General features: G+C 58.2%; 18 protein-coding genes, 1 tRNA gene and 1 riboswitch. Of the genes, 13 read left to right on the top strand and 6 right to left on the bottom strand.

Features of this window, described 5'->3' with window-relative positions:
* Window positions 1-34: 34 nt before the first annotated feature.
* Entirely contained in the window at window positions 35-727 is a 693-nt protein-coding gene (gene ung, locus PSH79_RS06900) for a uracil-DNA glycosylase (protein ID WP_123536684.1), read from the bottom strand.
* 132 nt (window positions 728-859) lie between these two features.
* Here ung and PSH79_RS06895 point away from each other — a divergent pair, with 132 nt between their 5' ends.
* On the top strand, window positions 860-1,972 hold the full coding sequence (locus PSH79_RS06895; RefSeq protein ID WP_305441873.1) for an enoyl-CoA hydratase/isomerase family protein: 1,113 nt from the start codon (window positions 860-862) through the stop codon (window positions 1,970-1,972).
* A gap of 69 nt (window positions 1,973-2,041) precedes the next feature.
* Here the strand turns inward: PSH79_RS06895 and PSH79_RS06890 are convergent, their stop codons facing one another.
* From PSH79_RS06890 to PSH79_RS06875, 4 genes are all read right to left on the bottom strand, one after another.
* Window positions 2,042-7,603: a calcium-binding protein gene (locus PSH79_RS06890; protein WP_305441872.1), complete on the bottom strand. Its 5,562-nt coding sequence runs from the start codon at window positions 7,601-7,603 to the stop codon at window positions 2,042-2,044.
* A 2-nt stretch (window positions 7,604-7,605) separates the two neighbouring features.
* Window positions 7,606-8,451: a hypothetical protein gene (locus PSH79_RS06885; protein WP_305441871.1), complete on the bottom strand. Its 846-nt coding sequence runs from the start codon at window positions 8,449-8,451 to the stop codon at window positions 7,606-7,608.
* A gap of 10 nt (window positions 8,452-8,461) precedes the next feature.
* Window positions 8,462-9,706, bottom strand: a complete 1,245-nt coding sequence (locus PSH79_RS06880; protein WP_305441870.1) for a glycosyltransferase family 4 protein — start codon at window positions 9,704-9,706, stop codon at window positions 8,462-8,464.
* 195 nt (window positions 9,707-9,901) lie between these two features.
* Window positions 9,902-10,285 (bottom strand): hypothetical protein, encoded by a 384-nt coding sequence (locus PSH79_RS06875; RefSeq protein WP_187680148.1) that lies wholly within the window; start codon window positions 10,283-10,285, stop codon window positions 9,902-9,904.
* Between the two features lie 419 nt (window positions 10,286-10,704).
* Window positions 10,705-10,805: riboswitch (guanidine-I (ykkC/yxkD leader) on the top strand.
* Between the two features lie 63 nt (window positions 10,806-10,868).
* Between PSH79_RS06875 and PSH79_RS06870 the strand changes: the two genes are divergently transcribed.
* The 11 genes from PSH79_RS06870 (at window position 10,869) to PSH79_RS06820 (ending at window position 23,257) form a co-directional block, all read left to right on the top strand.
* Window positions 10,869-11,936 carry a putative urea ABC transporter substrate-binding protein gene (locus tag PSH79_RS06870; RefSeq protein WP_305441869.1) on the top strand — a complete coding sequence of 356 codons (1,068 nt, stop codon included), beginning with the start codon at window positions 10,869-10,871 and terminating at the stop codon, window positions 11,934-11,936.
* 18 nt (window positions 11,937-11,954) lie between these two features.
* The gene (locus PSH79_RS06865; protein ID WP_305441868.1) at window positions 11,955-12,770 is read left to right on the top strand and encodes an ABC transporter permease; all 816 of its coding nucleotides are present in this window, start codon (window positions 11,955-11,957) and stop codon (window positions 12,768-12,770) included.
* Entirely contained in the window at window positions 12,767-13,555 is a 789-nt protein-coding gene (locus PSH79_RS06860; RefSeq protein ID WP_305441867.1) for an ABC transporter ATP-binding protein, read from the top strand. Before PSH79_RS06865 ends, PSH79_RS06860 begins: the two co-directional genes overlap by 4 nt.
* A gap of 13 nt (window positions 13,556-13,568) precedes the next feature.
* The gene (locus PSH79_RS06855) at window positions 13,569-14,294 is read left to right on the top strand and encodes an urea amidolyase associated protein UAAP1 (RefSeq protein ID WP_305441866.1); all 726 of its coding nucleotides are present in this window, start codon (window positions 13,569-13,571) and stop codon (window positions 14,292-14,294) included.
* Between the two features lie 11 nt (window positions 14,295-14,305).
* A complete protein-coding gene (locus tag PSH79_RS06850) occupies window positions 14,306-14,956 on the top strand; it encodes an urea amidolyase associated protein UAAP2 (protein ID WP_305441865.1) in 651 nt (216 codons plus the stop codon).
* 276 nt (window positions 14,957-15,232) lie between these two features.
* The gene (uca, locus tag PSH79_RS06845) at window positions 15,233-18,847 is read left to right on the top strand and encodes an urea carboxylase (protein ID WP_305441864.1); all 3,615 of its coding nucleotides are present in this window, start codon (window positions 15,233-15,235) and stop codon (window positions 18,845-18,847) included.
* Window positions 18,848-18,871: 24 nt separating this feature from the next.
* Entirely contained in the window at window positions 18,872-20,644 is a 1,773-nt protein-coding gene (gene atzF / locus PSH79_RS06840) for an allophanate hydrolase (RefSeq protein WP_305441863.1), read from the top strand.
* 222 nt (window positions 20,645-20,866) lie between these two features.
* The gene (locus tag PSH79_RS06835) at window positions 20,867-21,097 is read left to right on the top strand and encodes a cysteine-rich CWC family protein (RefSeq protein ID WP_305441862.1); all 231 of its coding nucleotides are present in this window, start codon (window positions 20,867-20,869) and stop codon (window positions 21,095-21,097) included.
* A 33-nt stretch (window positions 21,098-21,130) separates the two neighbouring features.
* Window positions 21,131-21,823: a pseudouridine synthase gene (locus PSH79_RS06830; protein ID WP_305441860.1), complete on the top strand. Its 693-nt coding sequence runs from the start codon at window positions 21,131-21,133 to the stop codon at window positions 21,821-21,823.
* A 316-nt stretch (window positions 21,824-22,139) separates the two neighbouring features.
* Complete coding sequence (locus tag PSH79_RS06825) at window positions 22,140-23,024, top strand: alpha/beta fold hydrolase (RefSeq protein ID WP_305441859.1); 885 nt, start codon at window positions 22,140-22,142, stop codon at window positions 23,022-23,024.
* A 159-nt stretch (window positions 23,025-23,183) separates the two neighbouring features.
* Window positions 23,184-23,257, top strand: a tRNA-Gly gene (locus tag PSH79_RS06820).
* Here the strand turns inward: PSH79_RS06820 and PSH79_RS06815 are convergent.
* A complete protein-coding gene (locus PSH79_RS06815) occupies window positions 23,246-23,452 on the bottom strand; it encodes a hypothetical protein (protein ID WP_305441857.1) in 207 nt (68 codons plus the stop codon). The two genes, PSH79_RS06820 and PSH79_RS06815, sit on opposite strands and share 12 nt — an antisense overlap.
* Before the next feature lie 116 nt (window positions 23,453-23,568).
* Here PSH79_RS06815 and PSH79_RS06810 point away from each other — a divergent pair, with 116 nt between their 5' ends.
* A complete protein-coding gene (locus PSH79_RS06810) occupies window positions 23,569-23,727 on the top strand; it encodes a hypothetical protein (protein WP_305441856.1) in 159 nt (52 codons plus the stop codon).
* Window positions 23,728-23,772: the final 45 nt, after the last annotated feature.

The raw sequence follows: 23,772 nt of genomic DNA, 5'->3' as shown, positions 1-23,772 counted from the left end.
GCTTGCTCCCTCGCCACAGGTTTTTCTCAAGCCATCAAACCGGCGGCAACCGCCACTCGATCGGCGTCTCGCCGTTCTGCTCAAGAAACTTGTTGGTCCGGCTGAAATGCCCGCATCCCAAGAACCCCCGATACGCCGACAACGGTGAAGGATGCACCGAGGTCAGCACCAGATGCTTGGTCGCATCGATCAGCTTCTGTTTGCTCTGCGCATGGGCACCCCACAGCATGAACACCAGATGCGGCTGCTGTTCGCTGACCAGTTCAATGATCCGGTCAGTGAAGAACTGCCAGCCCTTGTCCTTGTGCGCATTAGCGTTGGCGCGTTCCACCGTCATGGTGGTGTTGAGCATCAGCACGCCCTGATCGGCCCAGCTCTGCAAGTAACCGTGGTTGGGGATGTCGATGTTCAGATCGCGTTTCAACTCTTTATAGATGTTGACCAGCGACGGCGGCGCCGGCACGCCCGGTTGCACCGAGAAGCACAAGCCATGGGCCTGGCCCGGGCCGTGATACGGGTCCTGGCCGAGGATCACCACTTTGACTTTATCCAGCGGCGTCGAATTCAGCGCATTGAAAATCAGCGGCCCCGGCGGATAGATCTCCTTGCCGGCCGCCCGCTCCTGCTGCAGAAAATTGCGCAACTCTGCCATGTAAGGCTGGTCGAATTCAGCACGCAGTGCCTCCTTCCAGCTCGGTTCGAGTTTGATACGGTCGTCAGCAGTCATGGTCATACCCGGCAAAAACAATGGGGCGAACCCTAGGAAAGCCGACCACGCTTGTCAATTGATCTGACGCAGATACGGCACTTTCCCACACAGCGATCATACTGATCGTTCAAATTCCCGATCGAGGTCACGATGAATCTGCACTTCGAAGAACTCACCGGCACCGATGGCGCCCGCCTCGGTATCGCCAGCCTGGACGCTGAAAAATCGCTCAATGCGCTGTCCTTGCCGATGATCAATGCGCTGAGCGACAAACTGAATGCCTGGGCAAAAGACCCGCAAATCGTCTGCGTCTTACTGCGCGGCAACGGCGCCAAGGCATTTTGCGCTGGCGGCGAAGTGCGCAGCCTGGTGGAAGCCTGTCGCGCCCACCCCGGCGAAGTACCGCCACTGGCCGCGCAGTTTTTCGCCGCGGAATATCGCTTGGACTACAGCCTGCACACCTACCCGAAACCGTTGATCTGCTGGGGCCACGGTTATGTGCTGGGCGGAGGCATGGGTCTGTTGCAAGGCGCGAGCACACGCATCGTCACACCGAGCAGCCGTCTGGCCATGCCGGAAATCACTATTGGCCTGTATCCGGACGTCGGCGCCAGCTGGTTCCTGTCACGCCTGCCCGGCAAGCTCGGTTTGTTTCTGGGCCTGACCGGCGCCCACATGAACGGGCGTGATGCGATCGATCTGGGTCTGGCCGACCGCTTCCTGCTCGACGAACAGCAACCGGATCTGATCGAAGGCCTGCTGCAACTGAACTGGCAGGAACAAACCCCGATGCAACTCAACAGCCTGCTCAAGGCTTTGCAGCAAGAAGCGGTCGCGAAAATGCCTGAGGCGCAGTGGCTACCGCGTCGTCAGCAGATCGACGAACTGCTCGACGTCAGCGATGTGGCGTGCGCCTGGAAAGCTATCAGTCTGCAACGCGACAGCAGCGACCCCTTGCTCGCCCGCGCCGCCAAGACCCTGAGTGAAGGCTCACCGGTGACCGCGCATCTGGTCTGGGAACAGATTCTCCGCGCGCGCTATATGTCACTGGCCGAAGTCTTTCAGATGGAATACACACTGAGCCTCAACTGCTGCCGGCATCCGGAGTTCAGCGAGGGGGTTCGTGCCCGGTTGATCGACAAGGACCAGAAGCCACACTGGCATTGGCCGGACGTCAACAGCGTGCCGGATGCCGTGGTGGAGGCGCATTTTCATAAGGTTTGGGAGGGGCGACATCCATTGGCGGATCTGACGCAGTATTGAAGTGCTGATTGCCCGCGATGGTCACCTTTGCCCTTAATCGCGGGCACCCTCAAACTGACACTGTTATGGTTAAATCAGTTCGTAGAACTTGATTATCTCGGCCAACGCGAGTTGCGACTCTTCGTTTTCTTTTACAAGAATATCCTCCACATCCCGCAATGGCGGAAGAGGATGTAAACGTTCGGCAATTTGCATCGAGGTGTAGTCTTTGACCGTTTTTCCTTCGCCGCTAACTCTTATGAACCCAATAGCGCTTTCGCCTCCAGAAAAGTGATGGGAAACTCGTATTTTGGGAGCCATGCCATAACTGACCACTATCACGAGATCATCCCGTTCGCGGTGAAACCTCAACTGTTCAATAGGCAGGCCCACTTCAGAAAAATCAATTCCATCAATGCCGCCCCCAGCGTTATCGATCACGTCTCTTCCGAGACCATCATATTTATAAAGGTCATTGCCTGCGCCACCGGACAATGTGTCATGACCTGGGCCGCCTGCCAGCAGGTCATCACCGACACTACCCGTCAGCACATCATTTCCCTGCATACCTCTGATTTCACCCGCGCCGCTTAAAGTGTCATTACCATGACTTCCCACCAGTGGAAGCGCGTGGCCATCTCTCATAGATTTGGTATTAGCCGCATTATCGACAAGGAGACCATGGTGATAAGTATCCGGGGCAGGACCTGGCTGACTGGAGTCAAACAGCTCTTTGAGACTAACGCTTGAGCCATCTGCAAATTTTATAATCTCAATGCCGGAACCCTCGATATCTCCGGCATTGGGTAAAACAATACGAACTTTCTGAGACCCACCCCATTTAATATCGAGTGTCGAATAGAGCATTTTCGCCCGAGGCGGATGGCGATAGGCATCACGATGCGGATCGGGTGCCAACTCAACATTCACTGTTTCAATGAGCGTTGCGCCCCAACTTAGCTGCAAATTCTCCTTCGTCGCGTCCTCTGGAAGCACGACAGTATCTTGATCGACCAGTCCATACTCGTCCTTCCATCCGGCAACACCTACTTCAGGTCGGAGAAAAACCGGATTCAGCACATCCGCGATAATGGTCGTTGCTCCAGCATGTGCCTGCACGATGTATGTATCGGCACCGTTTTCACCGTACAGGTAGTCATCCCCCGCGCCGCTCACTAAATAATCAGTGCCTTCAGAACCGAGCAGGGTATCGTTGCCTGCCCCGGCGGACAAAAAGGCACCCGGTATCCTGTCGTTAACAGAGCCATAATCAAGTAGAAAACCAGAATAGGCGACGATCAGGTCATCGCCCGCACCACCATGGAAAAGATTGCCGACTTCGACATTAACTCGCCCACCGGCATCGTCGCCGTGGACAACTTTATGTTTGATCGTTTGAGTTGTGGCATCACTCCGAAATTCCTTGCGGACAGTTTCGCCCGCAGCAAAACTTTCAGCGGGATAGATGTACCACCCTTCGATAGCGCCTGAATCATTTCTATCCGCGACAATTGCGTCGCCGATTTTGAATGAAAAACCGCTGGCAGTGCCAGATCGAAAATAACGTGGCTTCAGCGATGACGGCGACGTAATGCCCTCTTTCTTTACCTCTCGAAAACTGGATTGGGATGTAGAGTCTGACTGTCTGTCACTAAATACGGCATCGCCAGTTGCAGAACCCATCCATTGAGGCGTTTCAGACAATGCCCCCGTTTCGATGCTTTCCTTGATCACATCAGTGTGGGTGATATAACCAGTATCGTTGCTGGTTATATGGTTACGAACCCAGACACCTGGGTTGCCCAACGTAAAGCCTGCCGCATGCCGGCTTGCGGAGCGCTTTGCTTTGAGCTCCGCCAGGAACCTGTCTGTCCAGACAACATTATGATCGATGGCATTACTTCGTTCCTCACCAGGAACAACGATCGCTGATTGGTCCGCAACAGCAACCTGATCTTCGTCTGCAATGATGTCTTTATTTTCTTCTTTGGCCAGCACTCCATCCCCTGCTGACGGCTCGATGATCTCTACAGCTGGCAGCGTTTTTTTCATGACCTCTTGATAGCCGAGAATGACACCATCGCTAAACGTGAACGTTGAGTTCTTCCACTCTTCATAATTCCTGATAAGGATGGCGTCACCCTCGCCATTGAACAGCCGCAATACCCGGCCTACGGAAACATCAATGATGTCCGCTTTTAGACTTTCCGCAGAAAACCCAGCGCCGAACCTAATGATATTGCTGCCACCGGAATCGGTGATAACGTCAAGACCATCACCAGCGCCGAAATAGTAAACATCAGCGCCGTCATGGCCTTCCAGCACGTCGTTACCGGCACCGCCATCAAAAACGTTATTGCCTGAATCGCCACGAAGGTGGTCTACACCCTCCCCGCCCAATAACGTGTCGTTCCCACCACCGCCCAGCAAGGTATCGTTGCCTGAACCACCGTCCAGATAATCTGCGCCGTGTTGGGCCTCGGCCGTCTGCTCGTAATCGCCGGATAAAATGTCATCATCAGCGCCGCCATAAAGCGTGTCGGCGCCCAAGCCGCCCAAAAGGGTATCGTTTCCTTCATCGCCTTGAAGGTAATCATTGTTGATTCCACCTGATTGCAGGTTGGACACATCACCATCCAGCGCGTCAGCTCCTGCCCCACCGATCAGGGTATCGGAGCCACCCATTCCCTGAAGTGTGTCATCGCCCGCTCCACCATCAAGTAAATCATTACCGTGATAACGAACCGGATGCTCAGCAAAATCCCCGGCCAGCACGTCGTTACCTTCACCTCCGAACAGCAGATCATCCGCCCCACCGCCCCAAAGTTTGTCGTCTCCCGCGCCACCGTCCAGCAGGTCATTTCCAAAAAAGTGGGCGGCGTCACCGGCAACGCCGTTCAGTACATCGTCGTCGCCCTTGAGATTGTCATTGCCTGGACCACCATAAATTGCATCGTTTCCGCCATTACCTGCGAGCCAATCATCACCACTTCCACCGTCCAATACATCGTTGCCATGGTGTTTGCTTTGCAGTCCACCGCCCCAATCGAGGTTGTCTCCCATTAATGTGTCGTTACCGCTTCCTCCGGCCAGCGTGTCATTTCCGCCATCCCCCGAAAGAAGATCATCTTCAGTTCCGCCATCAAGCAAATCCTGGCCCCATCCACCGTTGAGAACATCTCGACCACCCTGGCCGTAGAGAACATCGTTATCGCCCTGCGTCGAACGGTTAAAGGAGGCCTTTGAAAAGACAGTTCGATGGCTGGTGACACCACCGTCTATAAGAACTTCGACGCGTTTGAATCCCCATTTATGTTCCAGCGCGCCGGTCGTTTCATCCCCTGATAAAACGTCATCTCCCGCACCTCCAATCAGCGTATCCCGATCGTTACCTCCCAGAAGCACGTCCTGGGATGCCGTACCGACCAGCAGATCGTGGCCAGCACCTCCATCAAGCCAATCGCCTCGAGCGGCTTTCCCTTTAGAGTCGCCAGCAGCCATGGCTTTTTCGAGCGTCGTCTGTTTATCCCCAAACAAACGATCGTTTCCTGCCTTGCCGAATAATCGATCAGAACCGCCAAGCCCGAGAATGACGTCGTCCTTGGCAGAGCCGTAAAGCACATCGGCCTTGTTTCTCTGCTTTACGTTGGCCAATAGCAAGGCGTTGCCCAGATCATCGTATGAGAACTGATCCCCGGGAACATTGGGGTCTATATCTTTCGCTTTCCAGTCGCCCTGGAGAACCAAGTCGGGCGCAGAGATCGAATGGCCTTGGTATTCAGGGAGTCGGATCCCAAGCATCCCGCGCTGAAAATTCTTGATAACGATAAGATCGTTCAGGCCATATTTGATATTCAGCGTACTGTCACCGAGTTCTTCGATGAGATTTAACGTGATCGCCTGATTCTCTGTAGACCAGGTATTGCTCAACGGAGCACTGCGTTTGAGCGGAGGAATTAGCGTGCCATTGATCAATAACTGCCCGTTTGCATTTGCATCGATAATCTCGTCGATTCCGTCACCGTTGGAAAACTCATAGCGGTCGCTGCCTTCGCCACCGATCAAAGAGTCGTTACCCTTTCCTCCGACCAGAACATCATCACCGGCCATTCCGTGCAGCGCATCATTGCCGTCGCCTCCGGCAAGCAAGTCGTTGCCGCGTCCACCCTCGATGGAATCGTGGCCGGCCAGCCCGTTGATCGTGTCATTGCCCGCGCCGCCATACAGATGATCCGTGTTCGCACCGCCCTCGAAAAACCGCGCGCCGTCATCACCGAACATGACCAGCGGGTTCAACACACCGGTCGTCATCGACACCTGTTTGGCTGAGGCGAGATCGGAGTAGGAAAACTTCTGCAGCGAATGTTCTCCAAACGAGCCCTGATTTCGGGCAATCAACCGGGCCAACATCTGCGCACGATCGGCGAGCCATTGCGCGGTGATGAAACCTTCGCCGGTCAACGGATCGTAAAGTTCCAGTCCGCGTCCGGGGTAACCGTCAGCTCGTTCTATGACGACTTCACTGAGTTGCTTCAGGGAATTGCGCAGCGCGAGGCCGATGAGTGTCGACTCGCCAGCCAGTTTTGCCCATGAATTCGCGTTTCCGTATTCACCTATTGATTGGGTGACGATGCTTTGGGACTGCTCCGGTGAAAATGCCGAGAAGAATGCGTAAGCGTTGGTGGCGAAGGTTTCATCGGTGGTAGATGGCGCTGCTGAATCGCCGTCGTAGGTGCGCTTGAACATGTCCAGGAATTCGTTCTGGCCATAGCGCAGTATCAGGTCGACCACGACGGCAACCGGCGTGCCTTTTACGACATGCTGAATCAGCGGATTCACACTGCCACTGGCGAGCGCGATATTGATTTGCTCTGGCACAACGGAAAGCAGACTTTGCAATGGATTGACGCCGAAATTGCTGATCGCCGCCCGCAATCCGACACTGTATGAATCGATGGCGAACAGAATATTTTTATAGTCATCGAGCCTGTTGGCTTTTGCGTGAATAGGAGGGCTGTCATCTTCCGACTTTGGATCACCTGCGCAAATCAGCCTCCAGGTTTCATACGGAGGTTTGCCACCCAACAGGCTGAACCCCACTGTCCCGGACCAACCGGCGTTATGGCTCACGGCTGTATCCTTCTCTCCGCAAGCCTCACTAAACAGAGCCTCGCCAATCGCACTGGCATCAATCTCTGCAATCTGGCTGATGGATGGAACCGTCCAGGGGGCCAGTCGACCCGCGAGGGATCCGTCGATCAAGGTATTGATGAAGTTGGCGGCGACCTGATTGGATGACAGCTGCATCAGCTCTTCACTGAAGATTTTATTCAGTCTCAGTTCGCCTTGGCGCGAGGTGTAGCCGCGAATCAGGGCGGAGTAGGCACCGGCCCCCCCGTTGGCATCAATGGCCACGGCAAGCCAGAGCCTGGCGCTTTTCAGAATTTTTCCCGCTTCTTTATCGACAGCGGTAACCTCAGAAACTCTTCTGCCAATAATATCGAATAGCTTTTGATACAAGGGCGCGCAGCTAGCCCCTGCTAATTTCAGCGCAAGATATTCGATATCTTCAGAATCGAACGTCAGACCCTTGCAGACATTTGCTGCATTTAAAATTTCCGATTTTTCCAGATCGTTAAAAACATAACTCATCGTTACTTCCTTGTAATAACAGAGCGTGAAAGATATTCACTGAGAAACTTGAGCATCTCAGGTGCTTCGCGTAATGACGACAGTCCAAGACTTACCCGACCGTGCCCCCCGGCAAAGTCAAAACTGTGTAACTCCACAGTGCAAAAAAAGTTCAACCTACCAAAATCCAGATTTTCCAATTCAGTTCTGCTGAGCTTTGACAGTTTCTCGTCAGTCAATTCTTCCTCTGCAGCTGGGCGAATCAAGCCGTTACAGCTTATCAATCGAGGGGTTCCATCACGCCGCGGCCAGTCAGTAATGACAAACTTTCGAACGGAAGCCTCATTCTTGAAATGCGGCGGAGGTGCATTAAGCCAAATCTCCAGCCCAGGATAGTTTTTCAACTTCACAATCAACTCATCCGGCCAGTTGACGTGTCGATAGCCCCGCTCATGGGGTTTGGCAGTCTCTTTTCTTGTATAAAGCCCGGCGGTCACTTTATAAAGACGCCAACTTTCAGGAATCGACTTCAGGCTCTGATCCTGGTACCGGCGGAAACCCGTCCCGGTCCACCAGACATGCCCCTTGAGGGTATTGGCAAGGCACGCTTTTTTATTCGCCAGTTCAGGCATGCCAACATAAAACTCCGGAACCAGAGTCTTATCCACATAGCTGCCGCCCAGTATGGGCACCTGCTTCATGCTCGCCAGCTTCTTTTGACAGGCCTCCTGATCCGCGTAATAGATTGCCATCGCCTCGGCGACTTCTTCTTCACGGATATAAAAATCTGCCACGCAATAACAGACATAAATAAACAAGCCGTATGTCAAAAACTTCTTAAACCATTTAACCCATTGCTTACGCGACATCCGGAGCATTTCAAATCTCACGATCAAACTGAGGTGCAGGCTGTTTCTTGAGGTACCCGGACGTCGCGCTTTCAAATACTTCAAAGTATTGTTTCGTGCCGTACTCCATATCAAATCTGCTCGCCGTCAACTTCGCAGCGCTGCGAAGGCAGTCGTACTCATCAGCGGAATCAAGAACCTTGGCAATACGTTTGGCGATACCGTGATGATCGAAGAAATCCACCAGCATTCCATTGTGACCATCGACGATCACCTCCCTTACCGGGGCCGTATCTGACGCTACTACCACACACCCTGCCGCCATCGCCTCCAGTAACGACCACGACATAACAAACGGATACGTCAAATAAACATGAACCTTTGAACAGTTCAGAACTGCCCGGTAAGTCTGATAAGGAAGCTTCCCGGTGAAATGAACGGTGGAATGATTGAAACTTACCTCTGCCTCCATCCTGCTGCGCCAATTTGCATAGCCCACCGGCTTACACCCGTAACTGACCTCATCGCCGCCCACTATGATTACCTGCGCATCGGGACACTCAGCCTGAATACGCGGGATCGCTCGCATAAAACTGTGAAACCCGCGATAAGGCTCAAGATTTCTCGCGACATAAGTAACGATCGGCTGCCCAGCGCTCAACTCGACGCCATTGGGCAACCTGACTGCCCCAATTTTTGCCAAGCAAGAACTTTGAATGACGCCCTCGTGAATAACTCGAATGGCCGACTGATAAGCTGCAGGAAACAGACTGCGCTGCCACTGCGTAGGCGCAATGGCAATGTCACATTGCTCGAGATTCAGCAGATGCAGCGAATTGAGCACTCGCAGCCTTGATGACTCCCTCGTGGCTCGCGGGAATTCAGGGTCGAACCCGGAGTCCGCGCCCTGCGCTCGATAGTAATATTCGCAATAGTGAATAAGCGGCGTGTCTGGATAGACATCCTTGACGAAGAGCGTTTCCCCCCATCCGGGATGAGCGAGAATCACGTCCGGTCGATAACCCGAATGTTTCAGCCTGCTCAGAATTTCAAAAACCTTCTGTCCATCAGTCACCGCTTGTTCGTAACGGGTCAGATAGGGGTGAATATCGCCCGGTGCTCTGCTGGCCGCGCGGTATCGATATATTTTCACCCCTGCGATACCCGGCGCCGTATCCCGACCTATCGCCAAAACCTCATGACGCCTGTCAATCGCCGACAGCACCACATGACGAAACTGGCCCGGAAAATTTTGGTGAATCACAAGAAGCTTCATAGCGGCATCGTCCTTTTATTCGCCGCTATTGAACTGAGTTTTGCTCACCTCGTTCGGCACGAACAAACGCTAACAAATGCAAGGAAATGAAACTGTAGGAAGCGTCTGGGAATGCCCTAGGAGATGGCTAATGGGACGACTTTTCGACGGGCATAAAAAAGCGGCGCTAATTGCGCCGCTTTCATTTGCGTGGATTTACCAGCGGTTGCCACGTCCGTTGTGGTCGCCCCGGCCGCTGTGGCGGTCGTAGTTGCCGCGACCGCGGTGATCGTTGTCCCAACCGCCGCGGCGGTGACCATCCCAGCGTCCGCGGTCATTGCCGTGCCAGCGACGGCTTTCGTAGTAACGCGGAGCCGGCTGGTAATGGCGTGGCGCTGCCTGATAATAGCGCGGCTGCTGATAGTAACGCGGTGCTGGTTGGTAGTAGCGCGGCTGCGTGTAGTACGTGCCGCCGCTGTAGTACGCCGGCGCGGGTGATGAGTAGACCTCTGACCTGTAATAGCTGTCTCCGTATGAATAAGGGACACATCCGCCAATGGAAAAAAACATCACGGCAAGCAGTAGGATTCGGCGATACATGGCGGCCTCCTGGACCGCGGGTAGCCACACCAGCGACGCTGGCAGGCGTCAGTCGTTTATTCGGTGACTGACGAATTATCTGACAGCGTTTTCGGAATCTGGTGCGTTCCTGCAACAAGTTGAAACAAGTGATTTATGAAACCTTGTTCATCCCTTGATGCGGTATTCAGCCGCTGATTAAGGGTGGCCACCGTAATATCCGCCGCAGTGATATCCGTAACCCGTGACGGCCATGGCCACGGATGCCCGACACGCTGCATCACGGTGCAGCCGCGCACCAACACAAAGCGCCGCGCCGCTTTAAAACACAACCCTACTCAACCGGCAGGCCCGAGCCAGAGGGTTCGACGCGACTTGGCACGCCTCTCGCTTTAGCAAACCCGTGCAGGAGTCATCACAGGTTCGCGGCACCACAATTTGCAATGGCTGACTAGGGTTCCGGCTCGCAATCGCGAGTGGCTGGTCCGAGAGTTGGCGACCTCCAGTTGAGGTTACACGGCGGGACAAAAGCCCGGGAGACAAGCCACCGTTCGCGGTGCCGCGTTGCCTTCCTGTCCGCCCTTGATCAACTGGAGAACCCACCATGTCCCGACTACGTTTGCCCGCCCTGCTCGCCGCCGCGTTCGCCGCACTGGTCAGCACCCAATCCCCCGCCGCGCAGAAAGACCACTTCAGTGTCTGCTGGACGATTTACGCCGGCTGGATGCCATGGGAATACGCCGGCAGCCAAGGCATCGTCGACAAATGGGCGAAGAAGTACGGCATCAAGATCGACGTCGTGCAACTCAATGACTACGTCGAATCGATCAACCAGTACACCGCCGGCCAGTTTGACGGCTGCACCATGACCAATATGGATGCGCTGACCATCCCGGCCGCCGGCGGCGTCGACAGCACCGCGCTGATCGTCAGCGACTTCTCCAACGGCAACGACGGCGTCGTCCTCAAGGGCGACGGCAAGAAGGTTGCCGACCTCAAGGGCATGGACGTCAATCTGGTCGAACTGTCGGTGTCCCACTACCTGCTGGCGCGGGCGCTGGACTCGGTCGACTTGAGCGAGAAAGACCTGAAAGTGGTCAACACCTCCGATGCCGACATCTCCGCCGCCTTCAATACCGATCAGGTCAACGCGGTGACCACCTGGAACCCGATGCTCTCGGACATCAAGGCCAAACCCGGCGTCACCGAAGTGTTCAACTCCAGCCAGATTCCCGGCGAGATCATGGACATGATGGTGGTCAACAGCGCCACCCTCAAAGACAACCCGGCGCTGGGAAAAGCACTGACCGGCGCCTGGTTCGAAGTCGTCGAATTGATGAACGCGAAAAACGCCGCGAGCAAAGCCGCGCTGGAACACATGGCCAAGGCCTCGGGCACCGATCTGGCCGGATTCCAGGCGCAACTGGCCACGACCAAACTGTTCGCCACACCGAGTGAAGCGCTGAGCTTCGCCACCAGCAAGCAACTACCGGAAACCATGCGCAAAGTCGCCGAGTTCTCGTTCCAGCACGGCTTGCTCGGTGAAGGCGCCAAAGACACCAGTGCGGTCGGCATGGCCTTCGCCAACGGCGTGACCAGCGGCGATACCGGCAACCTCAAGCTGCGTTTCGATCCGACTTACGTGCAGATGGCCGCCGACGCCAAGCTGTAAGCCACGGAGGATTTGGCCATGCGCCTGATCAATCGCCACCCGGATCGCCCGAGTCGCCTGCTGTTGGTGATCCTGCCGTTCGCGCTGCTGCTGTTCGCCTACTTCATGGGCTCGGCTGAACGCCTGGCGGAAAACCCCAACGACAAACTGCTGCCCAGCGCCGTGCAGATGACCGACGCGGTAAAACGCCTGGCCTTCAATGCCGACAGCCGCACCGGCGAATACCTGCTGTGGCAAGACACCGTTTCGAGTCTGCGGCGTCTGGCCATCGGCCTTGGCATCGCCGCGTTGGCCGGGCTTTGTCTAGGGATCGCCGCCGGCACCCTGCCGTTGTTCGGCGCGCCGTTGTCGCCACTGCTGACGGTGCTGTCGATGGTGCCACCGCTGGCGATTCTGCCGATTCTGTTCATCGTCTTCGGCCTCGGTGAATTGTCGAAAGTGATGCTGATCGTGATCGGCATCACCCCGGCACTGGCCCGGGATCTGGAACAGCGTGCGCGGGACATTCCCGTCGAATTGCTGATCAAGGCCCAGACACTCGGCGCCTCCACCTGGACGCTGATGTTGCGCGTGGTGTTGCCACAACTGTTGCCGCGCCTGCTGATTTCGCTGCGCCTGATGCTCGGTTCGGCGTGGCTGTTCCTGATCGCCGCCGAAGCCATCGCCGCCACCGACGGCCTCGGCTACCGGATTTTCCTGGTGCGCCGCTATCTGGCGATGGACGTGATCCTGCCCTACGTGGTGTGGATCACCCTCCTCGCCTGGCTGATGGATTGGGGGTTGAAATCCCTGACCCGCCGGGCCTTCCCTTGGTATGAAGGGGCCGCCAAATGAGCTTCATCACGGTAAAAAACGTCTGGCAGCAATACGCCGATCAAGTGGTGCTCGAAGGCTTGAATCTGCAGGTCAACGAGGGCGAATTCTGCACGCTGGTCGGCGCGTCCGGTTGTGGCAAATCGACCTTTCTGCGCCTGTTGCTCGGCCAGGAAACCGCCAGCCGAGGCGAGATCCTGCTCGACGGTCAGCCGCTGGCCGGCGAGCCGGACGCCAGCCGTGGCGTGGTGTTCCAGCGCTACTCGGTATTCCCGCACTTGAGCGTTCTGGACAACGTTGCGATCGGTCTCGAATTGCCACGCGCGCCGCTGCTGGGACGGTTGTTCGGCACGGCCAAAAAAGACGCCCGCGAACAGGCCTCGGCACTGCTGCACAAAGTCGGCCTCGGCCATGCGTTGGACAAGTACCCGGCGCAGCTTTCCGGCGGCATGCAACAGCGATTGGCGATTGCCCAGGCGCTGATCATGAAACCGCGCGTGTTGCTGCTCGACGAACCGTTCGGCGCGCTTGATCCCGGCATCCGCAAAGACATGCATGCCCTGCTGCTGGAGCTGTGGCGCGAGACACAGCTAACGGTGTTCATGGTCACTCATGACCTTTCCGAAGGCTTCAGCCTCGGCACGCGATTGCTGGTGTTCGACAAGGTCCGTCTCGACCCGCACGCCCCCGGCGCCTATGGCGCGCGCATCACCTACGACATCCCTTTGAACACCGACCGCCGCGCCCAGCGCGCCGCCGTCGAAGCCATGCCGGTGCCACTGGCAGGCGTACTTCGAACCGCTTGAGAGGATTGCTCCGATGACTGATTCGACCCAACTGTTTCCACCCTTCGCCGAAGAAATGCTGCCCGGCGGCGGCCACCGTTCCTTCGTTCTCAAGCGCGGCCAATTGCTGCGCCTGACCGATCTGCGCGGCAGTGCCAACGTCAGCCTGACTCTGCTCAATGCCAACGAAAAAACCGAACGGTTGAACCTGCCTGACAGCCTCAAATGCCAACACACCGCCAAACTCACTACTGGCCATTGCCTGTACTCGGACATGGGCCGCGTGCTGGCCGCCATCACGGCCGACACCTGCGGCTGGAGCGACAGCCTCGGCGGCGTGCTCTGCGCCGAGGAGGTCGCACAGAAATACGGCCAGGGCCGCTACCAGGAACTGCGTAACGGCTTCTTCCGCAACGGCACCGACAACCTGCTGGTGGAGCTGGGCAAGTGGGGCTTGGGCCTGTCCGACCTGCTGATGACCCTCAATCTGTTCAGCCGGGTCAACGTCGATGAGGCCGGGCGTTTTCATTTCGTCGAGGGCAATTCCAAGGCTGGCGACTACATCGAGTTGTACGCGCCGATGGACACCCTCGTCGTCCTCACCGCCCTGCAACACCCGATGGACCCGTCCACCGAATACGCCCCGAAACCCCTGAAGCTGAGCTGGATGAACGCCGACCCAAGTGTTGCCGAACACTGCCGTACCTCGCGCCCGGAAAACGAGCGCGGCTTCATCAACACCGACCGTCTGTTCGCCTGAGGATCGCTGCCATGTCACTCGCCATCGCTACTGCTGCAACCCCCGACAGACTGCCCGAGCATGCGGTCTACCGCGCGACCATCCCCGCCGGCGAACCCTGGCTGATGGAGGTGAAGGCCGGCCAGACCCTGCGCATTCTCGATCTGGAAGGCAATCAAGCCGTCGATACCCTGTTCTACAGCGTTGCCAACCCCAAGGAACGCTACGACGTGCAGCGCACTTTACGCCGACAGAACAGCGTCTACCTGAGCACCGGCAGCGTGCTCTATTCCAACCTCGGCAAACCGATGCTGACCATCGTTGCCGACACCTGCGGCCGCCACGACACCCTCGGCGGCGCCTGTGCGCAAGAGAGCAACACCGTGCGTTACGCCCTGGAAAAACGCTACATGCACAGCTGCCGCGACAACTACCTGCGCGCCTGCGTCCACGACGGACGACTGGGCAAAAGCGACATCGGCCCGAACATCAATTTCTTCATGAACGTGCCGGTCACGGCTGACGGTGGGCTGACGTTCGAGGACGGAATATCCGCACCGGGCAAGTACGTCGACCTGCGTGCCGAGATGGACGTGATCGTATTGATCTCCAACTGCCCGCAACTGAACAACCCGTGCAACGCCTACAACCCGACCCCTGCGGAGCTGCTGGTATGGAACTGACCCTCCGCCGTTTGCGCCGTTGGCTTTTCGCCCTGTGCCAGGCGCGCTCCGGTCAGTGCCTGAAATCTCCCAAACACCCCTAAACCTGTGGGAGCTGGCTTGCCAGCGATGGCGGTGTGTCAGTCACCATTAATGTTGGAGGTGCCGACGTCATCGCTGGCAAGCCAGCGCCCACAAGGGATCTGAGGTGGTTTAGACGTGTTTTTTCATCCGGGACGGCCCGGATGCCTTTCGAAAAACTGCGGGACGGCCCGCATCCCCTTCAGGGGTTATGCCATGTTCGAAAAAATCCTCATCGCCAACCGTGGTGCCATTGCCTGTCGGATTCTGCGCACACTGCGCGAGTTGCAGGTCAAAGGCGTGGCCGTGTACTCCGAGGCCGACGCCGCCAGCCTGCACTTGATGCAGGCCGATGAAGCCCACAGCCTCGGCGAGGGTGCCGCCGCCGGCACTTATCTGGCGGTCGATAAAATCCTCGCGATTGCCAAAACCAGTGGCGTCACGGCAATTCATCCCGGCTACGGCTTCCTCTCGGAAAACGCCGCATTCGCCGAAGCCTGTGAAGCTCAGGGCATCGCCTTCATCGGCCCGACACCCGAGCAACTGCGGGTGTTCGGCCTCAAACACACCGCCCGCGCGCTGGCCAAACAACACGGCGTACCGATGCTCGAAGGCACCGACCTGCTCGACAGCCTCGACGCCGCACTGATCGCCGGCGAACAGGTCGGGTACCCGGTGATGCTCAAGAGCACCGCCGGCGGTGGCGGCATCGGCATGCGCGTGTGCCGCAGCGCGAGCGAACTGAGCGAATCGTTCGAAGCGGTGAAACGTCTCGGCCAGAACAACTTCAGTGACGCCGGAGTGTTCATCGAGAAGTACATTCAGCGCGCCCGGCATCTGGAGGTGCAGGTGTTCGGCGACGGCCTGGGTGAAGTGATCGCCCTCGGCGTGCGCGACTGCTCGGTCCAGCGGCGCAACCAGAAAGTCCTCGAAGAAACCCCGGCCCCAAACCTGCCGGACGGCATGGCAGACGCGTTGTGCGCGGCGGCGATCAAACTGGCCAAAGCCGTGAATTACCGCAGCGCCGGCACCGTTGAGTTCGTCTTCGACAGCGCTGCGCAGCGATTCTACTTTCTCGAAGTGAATACCCGTTTGCAGGTCGAACACGGCGTCACCGAACAGGTGTGGGGCGTGGATCTGGTGCGCTGGATGGTTGAACTGGCGGCGGGTGATTTGCCTGCGCTGAGCGTGTTGTATCAGGGGCTGAAACCAGAAGGCCATGCGATCCAGGCGCGCCTGTATGCGGAAGATCCGGGGCGTGATTTTCAGCCGAGCCCAGGCCTGCTGACTGCCGTGGAATTTCCACCGGCCAACGGCATTCAGTTGCGCATCGACACCTGGGTCGAGGCGGGCTGCGAGATCCCGCCGTACTTCGACCCGATGATCGCCAAAGTCATCACATGGGCACCCAGCCGTGAGCAGGCCCGTGCCGAATTGCATCAGGCACTCGGTGACAGCGTGTTGTACGGCGTCGAAACCAACCGTGATTACCTGCGCCAGATTCTGCTCGACGCACCATTCGCCAGCGGTCAGCCATGGACCCGTTGCCTGGAAGCGCTGGTGTACCGCGCCAATACTTTCGAAGTGCTCAGCGCCGGCACGCAAACCAGCGTGCAGGACTATCCCGGCCGGCTCGGTTACTGGGCCGTCGGCGTGCCACCCTCGGGGCCGATGGACAGCCGCGCGCTGCGTCTGGGCAATCGCTTGCTCGGCAATGCCGACGGTGCGGCGGCGCTGGAGATCACCATGAGTGGCCCGCTGCTGCGTTTCAATTGCGCGGCGGTGGTGGCGGTGACGGGCGCGCCGATTGCCCTGACCCTCGACGGTGAAGCCGTGCCGATGAACACCGCGCTGCTGATCCCGGCCGGCGCGACGTTGAACCTTGGCAGCATCAGCGGCGCCGGAGCGCGCAGTTATCTGTGCCTGCGCGGCGGCTTGCAGGTGCCGGATTACCTGGGCAGTAAAAGCACCTTCACCCTAGGCCAGTTTGGCGGGCATGGCGGTCGCGCATTGCGCGCCGGGGATATATTGCATGTGCCTGCGTTGATCGATCACAGCGCCGGGCAGCAATTGGCCGAACAACATGTCACTGCATTGCCGACAGTGCGGCAGATTCGTGTGATCTACGGCCCGCACGCGGCGCCTGAATACTTCACCGAAAACTACATCGGCACCTTCTTCGCCACTCAGTGGGAGGTGCATTTCAATTCCAGCCGCACCGGCGTGCGCCTGATCGGTCCCAAACCCGAGTGGGTTCGTGCCGACGGCGGCGAGGCCGGCCTGCACCCGTCGAATATCCACGACAACCCGTATGCCATCGGCGCGGTGGATTTCACCGGCGACATGCCCGTGATCCTCGGCCCGGACGGGCCGAGCCTCGGTGGTTTCGTCTGCCCGGTGACGGTGATCGAAGCCGACCTGTGGCAGCTCGGGCAACTGAAGGCGGGAGACAAGATCCAGTTCATCCCCGTAGACCTCAAAACCGCACGCGATCTCGCCTGCAATTGGGATACCTGTGGGAGCTGGCGACCAGACACCGCATCAACTTCATCGCTGGCAAGCCAGCTCCCACAGAGTCTTGTGTCGCCTGTGGTTCTGGAGCTGGGTCAGGGGGATATGCGCCTCGTTGGGCGCGTATCCGGCGATACCCATCTACTGCTGGAAATCGGCGCACCCGAACTCGATCTGGTTCTGCGCTTCCGCGCCCACGCCCTTATGCAAGCCCTGGAAAGCAAAGCCCTGCACGGCGTGATCGACCTCACGCCGGGCATCCGCTCGCTGCAAGTGCACTACCAGCCCGAACAACTGCCGCTGGCGGATCTGCTCGGCATCGTCGCCGGGGAATGGGACGCGGTGTGCGCCGCCAAAGACTTGCAAGTGCCGTCACGGATTGTCCACTTGCCGTTGTCCTGGGACGACCCGGCCTGCCAGTTGGCCATCGAAAAATACATGACCACCGTGCGCAAGGACGCACCCTGGTGCCCGAGCAATCTGGAGTTCATCCGCCGTATCAACGACCTGCCCAACCTCGACGAAGTCCAGCGCACCGTGTTCGACGCCAGTTATCTGGTGATGGGCCTCGGCGATGTCTACCTCGGTGCGCCAGTGGCCACGCCGCTTGATCCACGTCACCGATTGGTCACTACCAAATACAACCCGGCGCGCACCTGGACCGCCGAGAACTCGGTGGGCATCGGCGGTGCTTACATGTGCGTGTACGGCATGGAAGGCCCCGGTGGCTATCAGTTTGTCGGGCGCACCTTGCAGATGTGGAATCGCTATCGCGACGTCGCTGCCTTCGACGGAAAACCGTGGCTGCTGCGCTTTTTTGATCAGATCCGTTTTTACCCGGTCAGCGCCGAAGAACTGCTGCGCATCCGCCGGGATTTCCCCCTCGGCCGCTTCGATCTGAACATCGAAAACAGCCAGCTCAACCTCGCCGATTACCAGGCATTTCTCAATCGTGAGGCCGAAGGTATCAGCGCGTTTCGTAGCCAACAACAGAGCGCATTCAACGCTGAGCGCGAACGCTGGATCGCCAGCGGCCAGGCCCATTTCGACAGTGAAGAAGCCGTGCCCGAATCAACCGAAGACGCACCTTTGGCCGACGGTCAGCAGAGCGTCGACAGCCACATCGCCGGCAACCTCTGGCAGGTGCAGGTCGAGGCTGGCCGCCGTGTCGCGGCCGGCGATGTGCTGGTGATTCTGGAGTCGATGAAGATGGAAATCCCGCTGCTCGCACCGATGGCCGGCGTGGTGCGCGAGATTCGCGTGCAACCGGGTTCGGCGGTACGGGCCGGACAACGGGTCGTGGTGCTGGAACTCGACTGAACCCATTTGAAAAAGGATCAACTGATGAATCTGCAACTCGATGCGCTGCGCCAGGCCTACCGCAACGGCGACACCACACCGCGCCAACTGCTGGCGATGCTGCGCGACAAAGCCGCCGCGCTGAACCCTGACTATCACCTGTTCATCCACCTGCTCAGCGTCGAAGAACTGGAACCCTACCTCGCCGCACTCGACGGTCGCGAACCGGATAGCCTGCCGCTGTACGGCGTGCCGTTTGCGATCAAGGACAACATCGATCTGGCGGGCATTGCCACCACCGCCGCGTGCCCGGCGTTCGCCTATGTACCGGAGCGCTCGGCGTCCATCGTCGAGCAGTTGCTGGCGCTGGGGGCGATTCCGCTGGGCAAGACCAACCTCGACCAGTTCGCCACCGGCCTCAATGGCAGCCGCTCGCCGTATGGCGCGTGCCCCAACAGCGTGTTGCCGGAGTATCCATCCGGCGGCTCCAGCGCCGGTTCATCACTGGCAGTGGCGTTGGGCGTCGCGAGTTTCGCCTTGGGCACCGACACCGCCGGTTCCGGCCGGGTGCCGGCGGCGCTGAATAATCTCGTCGGATTGAAGGCCAGCAAAGGCCTCATTTCCACGGCAGGTGTGCTGCCGGCGTGTCGCACGCAGGATTGCGTCACCACGTTTACCGCGACCGCGCGCGAGGCCAGTCAGTTGCTGGCGTTGACGGCGAAACTCGATCCGCGCGACGAATACAGCCGCCGCAACCCGGCGTGGAACGACGGCTCGGCGTTCGGCACACCACGGCACTTTCGTTTTGGCGTACCGCGCGCGCAGGACCTTGAATTTTTCGGCTGCGTCGAAGGCCCGCTGCTGTTCGGCGATGCCATCGATCGGCTGAAAGCGTTGGGGGGTGAAGCGGTCGAACTGGACTTGTCACCGTTCCTCGAAGCCGCGCGTTTGCTGTATGACGGGCCGTGGGTCGCCGAGCGTTACAGCGTGGCCGGGGAACTGATGGAGGAAAATCCCGAAGCGGTGTTGCCGGTGATCCGTGCGGTGCTGGCCAAGGCCCCGGCGGTAAGCGGCGTGCAGACGTTCCGTGCGCAGTATCGACTGCAAGCCCTCAAAGCCCTGTGTGATCAGGCACTCGAAGGCCTCGCTTGCGTACTGACCCCGACCATCGGCCGCCCCGTGACACGTGCGGAACTGGACGCCGAACCGGTCCTGCGCAACTCAGAATTGGGTTACTACACCAATTTCATGAACCTGCTCGATTACGCCGCCGTCGCGGTGCCGAGCGCGTTTATGGCCAACGGTTTGCCCTGGGGGGTGACGTTGTTTGGCCGAGCGTTTACCGATCAGTATCTGTTGAGCGTGGCGGACGCATTGCAGCGCCAGCAAAACGCCGATCTGCCGCAACCTGCGGGCGTGGCGCGCCATGACCGGGCGCGAATCGTGGTGTGCGGCGCACATCTGCAAGGGCTGGCGTTGAACTGGCAACTGACACAACGCGGCGGACAGTTGATTGAGGCGACCCACAGCTCACCGGATTACCAGCTGCATGCCTTGGCTGGCGGCCCGCCGTTGCGTCCGGGCATGGTTCGCGTCAAGGACGGCGGCGTGGCGATCGCCGTGGAAGTCTGGGAGTTGCCGAGCAGCGAGTTGGGATCGTTCCTCACCGGTATTCCGGCCCCGCTCGGGCTGGGCAAGGTGCAACTGGCGGATGGCCGTTGGGAGAGCGGGTTTATCTGCGAGCCCTATGGTTTGGAAGGCGCCGTGGATATCAGTCATCTGGGCGGGTGGCGGGCGTACCTGAAAACCCTGAACTGATCCTGTGGGAGTGAGCCTGCTCGCGATAGCTTTGTTTCAGACACATCGTCCGTGAATGGCGCACCGCTATTGCGAGCAGGCTCACTCCTGCAAGGATGCCATTTGGCCGGTGATCCGGCGATGAAGCCTTGCACACTCCGCTGTCACGGGCCGATCATGCGGTGTACCGGGCCAAACAATCCGGCCGTAACCGCACCTGCGTGGAAATGCCTCACTCGACTTATGCCTGAATCCGACCTTAAACCCGACCTCTGCCCGGCCTGCGGCGCCCGCAACGACTGCACACTGGCCGACCCGCGCACCGCCGACCGCGCCTGCTGGTGCTACGGCGTGAGCATCGACCCGGCGGTGCTCGAGGCCTTGCCGCCAGCACTGCGCGACAAATCCTGCCTGTGCCCGCGTTGCGCGCAGGTCGAGGCGCAACTGCAAGCGGCCAAAACGGCAATCCCGTAAGATGCGCGCCCCTTCACTCCTCGAATTCTGAACATGCGCGTCGACCGTTTCCTCAGCAACCTGCCCCGCTACAACCGCCAGCAGGTTCGCCTGTTGCTGGTGGAAAAGCGCGTGCGGATTGACGGAAAAGTCGTCAGCGACCCGCACAGCGAAGTGCTGGAATTCAGCCGTGTTGAAGTCGATGAAGAAGTACTGCAACTCGGCAAACCGGCGCGCTACTTCATGCTGCACAAACCGCCGGGCTGCGTCAGCGCCACCCGCGACCCACAACACCCAACCGTGCTTGACCTGATGGATGAGCCGGACAAGGACGACCTGCACATCGCCGGACGCCTGGATTTCAACACCACCGGATTGATGTTGATCACCAACGACGGCACCTGGTCGCGGCGTCTGACCCAGCCGCAAACCAAACTGCCGAAGGTTTATTACGTCGAAACCGAGCAGGACATCACTGCGGAATATGCGCTCAAGTTTGCCGAAGGGATCTACTTCGCTTTCGAGGATCTGACCACGCAGCCCGCGCAACTGGAGCTGCTCGGCCCGAGGTCGGCGCGCCTGAGCATCGTCGAGGGTCGCTACCATCAGGTGAAGCGCATGTTTGGTTACTTCAACAACAAAGTGCTGCGCCTGCACCGCGAATCCATGGGCCCACTGCTGCTCGATAACGCGCTAAAACCGGGCGAGTACCGCGCTTTGCGCACCGAAGAGATTCATTTGTTCTAAGCCGGCGACCGCTCAGCAGAAGTTGTCGAACAATTTACCAACGGCACTTGCGCGATCCCCCCGCCCCTGCTTGAATCAGGACGTCGGCCAGATTGTGACCGATGAGTCACAACATACATCCAAGAAACTTTTTGCCGGTAGAGAACCCTCAGGTTCCGCCTTCCCCCCGGCAAACTGCCCGCCAATAACAATACCCGTCGACCGTTGTCATGGATCGACATGGGCCTGCAAATTCCAGGCGTATGCCTACCTGTCACAAAGCTCGTGCAATCTCTATTTGCGCGCATACCCGCTTGCTTGCCAGGAGTCTTATGACATGAGGCCAGAAATCGCTGTGCTGGATATACAGGGTCAGTATCGGGTTTACACGGAGTTCTATCGCGCAGACGCCGCAGAAAAGACCATCATCCTGGTCAACGGCTCGATGGCCACGACTGCGTCGTTTGCACAAACCGTGAAAAATCTGCACCCGCAATTCAACGTGGTCTGCTACGACCAGCCCTACGCGGGCCGGTCAAAAGCCCACAACCGCCATGAGAAACATCTGACGAAGGACGTCGAAGGCCAGATTCTGCTGGAGCTGATCGACCACTTCGCCGCCGAGCACGTGCTGTCGTTCTCCTGGGGCGGCGCCGCAACCCTGGTTGCCCTCGCGCACCAGCCACGGCGCATCGAAAAAGCCGTGATCAGCTCGTTCTCACCGGTAATCAACGCGCACATGCTCGATTACCTGGAGCGCGGCGTCGACTACCTAGGCCAACGCGACGGCGACCGGGTCGGCGAACTGGTCAACAGCACCATCGGCAAACACCTGCCATCGCTGTTCAAGCGCTTCAACTACCGCCACGTCAGCAGCCTGGCCGAGCACGAATACGGGCAAATGCACTTCCACATCAGCGACGTGCTGCACAGCGATCGTCAGTGCTACCTGAACGCGGCGCAAAAGATCAACGTGCCAGTGCTGTTTCTCAACGGCGAATGGGACGAATACACCGCCGCCGACGATGCGCGCCTGTTCGGCAACCATGTGGCGCAAAGCACTTTCACCACACTGCAAGCCACCGGGCACTTTCTCGACATGGAACACAAGGCAGCTTGCCGGGACAGCCAGAACGCCCTGCTCGGCTTTCTGAAACCGGCGCCGCAGGCTAGCCGAACGCGTTACTCGTTTGTTCAGGATCACCATGCACTGGCCATTTGAAAAAGCGTCGTCGCGAGCAAGTCTGCCGGTATGAGATGTGTGCTTATGTGCACTCGTCGGGCTTGCCCGCGATTGACCGTTTTCAACGTTGTAACGCCATGCGAGCAAAAGAAAACTTCAAATCCGTGGCCGAGTCTGGTACAAAGTCAGCCGCTCTGAGCGGGTGTCGTATAATGGCATTACTCCAGCTTCCCAAGCTGATAACGAGGGTTCGATTCCCTTCACCCGCTCCAATCGAATTTTTGTCTCACGTTGTTTTTTGACGGGGGATGCAGGAACAGAAAAAACCGGCCTTGATGGCCGGTTTTTTTGTGGCTGGGATTTGAGGTCAGCCACTTAGCCAGCGCAGAACAATCAGGAAACAAACCGTTGATTGCAGATTCGCCAGTTCCCTTTGATGCTTCGGTCCCTACAACGATAAGACGCATTGGGGTTCTGGACTCCTTCACAGGTCCGGCGTCGACAAGGTCGACTACCATATCCCCGAGAAGCATACGAGACACGACCTGATGGCCATGCTTGGGATCAATGACGGAGCAACCCCATGAAATTCGGATCCACAAAGGAGTCCGCGAGTCCATTCGCAGACTTCATTCGTAATGCGAAATCGGAAGAAAAAAAGCGTGTTTACAGTGAAGTGCTGATCGAAGCTACCAAGAAGCAGAATGAAGTGGTGCGGGCGGCGCGTGAAAAGCAAGCCTGACTACGTTACTGGATGCCCAAAAAGCCCGGCCGAGTGCCGGGCTTT

This window comes from Pseudomonas sp. FP2196 (genome assembly GCF_030687715.1).
GTDB lineage: Bacteria > Pseudomonadota > Gammaproteobacteria > Pseudomonadales > Pseudomonadaceae > Aquipseudomonas.
This window is presented reverse-complemented; position numbering and strand designations above follow the sequence as displayed.

Excerpts from the sequence above, each read along its gene's own strand:
- PSH79_RS06890 (WP_305441872.1), bottom strand. The coding sequence starts at position 7,603 with ATGAGTTATGTTTTTAACGATCTGGAAAAATCGGAAATTTTAAATGCA.
- PSH79_RS06830 (WP_305441860.1), top strand. The coding sequence starts at position 21,131 with ATGCGCGTCGACCGTTTCCTCAGCAACCTGCCCCGCTACAACCGCCAG.
- atzF (WP_305441863.1), top strand. The coding sequence starts at position 18,872 with ATGAATCTGCAACTCGATGCGCTGCGCCAGGCCTACCGCAACGGCGAC.
- PSH79_RS06870 (WP_305441869.1), top strand. The coding sequence starts at position 10,869 with ATGTCCCGACTACGTTTGCCCGCCCTGCTCGCCGCCGCGTTCGCCGCA.
- ung (WP_123536684.1), bottom strand. The coding sequence starts at position 727 with ATGACTGCTGACGACCGTATCAAACTCGAACCGAGCTGGAAGGAGGCA.
- PSH79_RS06825 (WP_305441859.1), top strand. The coding sequence starts at position 22,140 with ATGAGGCCAGAAATCGCTGTGCTGGATATACAGGGTCAGTATCGGGTT.
- PSH79_RS06895 (WP_305441873.1), top strand. The coding sequence starts at position 860 with ATGAATCTGCACTTCGAAGAACTCACCGGCACCGATGGCGCCCGCCTC.
- uca (WP_305441864.1), top strand. The coding sequence starts at position 15,233 with ATGTTCGAAAAAATCCTCATCGCCAACCGTGGTGCCATTGCCTGTCGG.
- PSH79_RS06865 (WP_305441868.1), top strand. The coding sequence starts at position 11,955 with ATGCGCCTGATCAATCGCCACCCGGATCGCCCGAGTCGCCTGCTGTTG.
- PSH79_RS06815 (WP_305441857.1), bottom strand. The coding sequence starts at position 23,452 with ATGCGTCTTATCGTTGTAGGGACCGAAGCATCAAAGGGAACTGGCGAA.
- PSH79_RS06875 (WP_187680148.1), bottom strand. The coding sequence starts at position 10,285 with ATGTATCGCCGAATCCTACTGCTTGCCGTGATGTTTTTTTCCATTGGC.
- PSH79_RS06810 (WP_305441856.1), top strand. The coding sequence starts at position 23,569 with ATGAAATTCGGATCCACAAAGGAGTCCGCGAGTCCATTCGCAGACTTC.
- PSH79_RS06860 (WP_305441867.1), top strand. The coding sequence starts at position 12,767 with ATGAGCTTCATCACGGTAAAAAACGTCTGGCAGCAATACGCCGATCAA.
- PSH79_RS06855 (WP_305441866.1), top strand. The coding sequence starts at position 13,569 with ATGACTGATTCGACCCAACTGTTTCCACCCTTCGCCGAAGAAATGCTG.
- PSH79_RS06880 (WP_305441870.1), bottom strand. The coding sequence starts at position 9,706 with ATGAAGCTTCTTGTGATTCACCAAAATTTTCCGGGCCAGTTTCGTCAT.
- PSH79_RS06835 (WP_305441862.1), top strand. The coding sequence starts at position 20,867 with ATGCCTGAATCCGACCTTAAACCCGACCTCTGCCCGGCCTGCGGCGCC.
- PSH79_RS06885 (WP_305441871.1), bottom strand. The coding sequence starts at position 8,451 with ATGTCGCGTAAGCAATGGGTTAAATGGTTTAAGAAGTTTTTGACATAC.
- PSH79_RS06850 (WP_305441865.1), top strand. The coding sequence starts at position 14,306 with ATGTCACTCGCCATCGCTACTGCTGCAACCCCCGACAGACTGCCCGAG.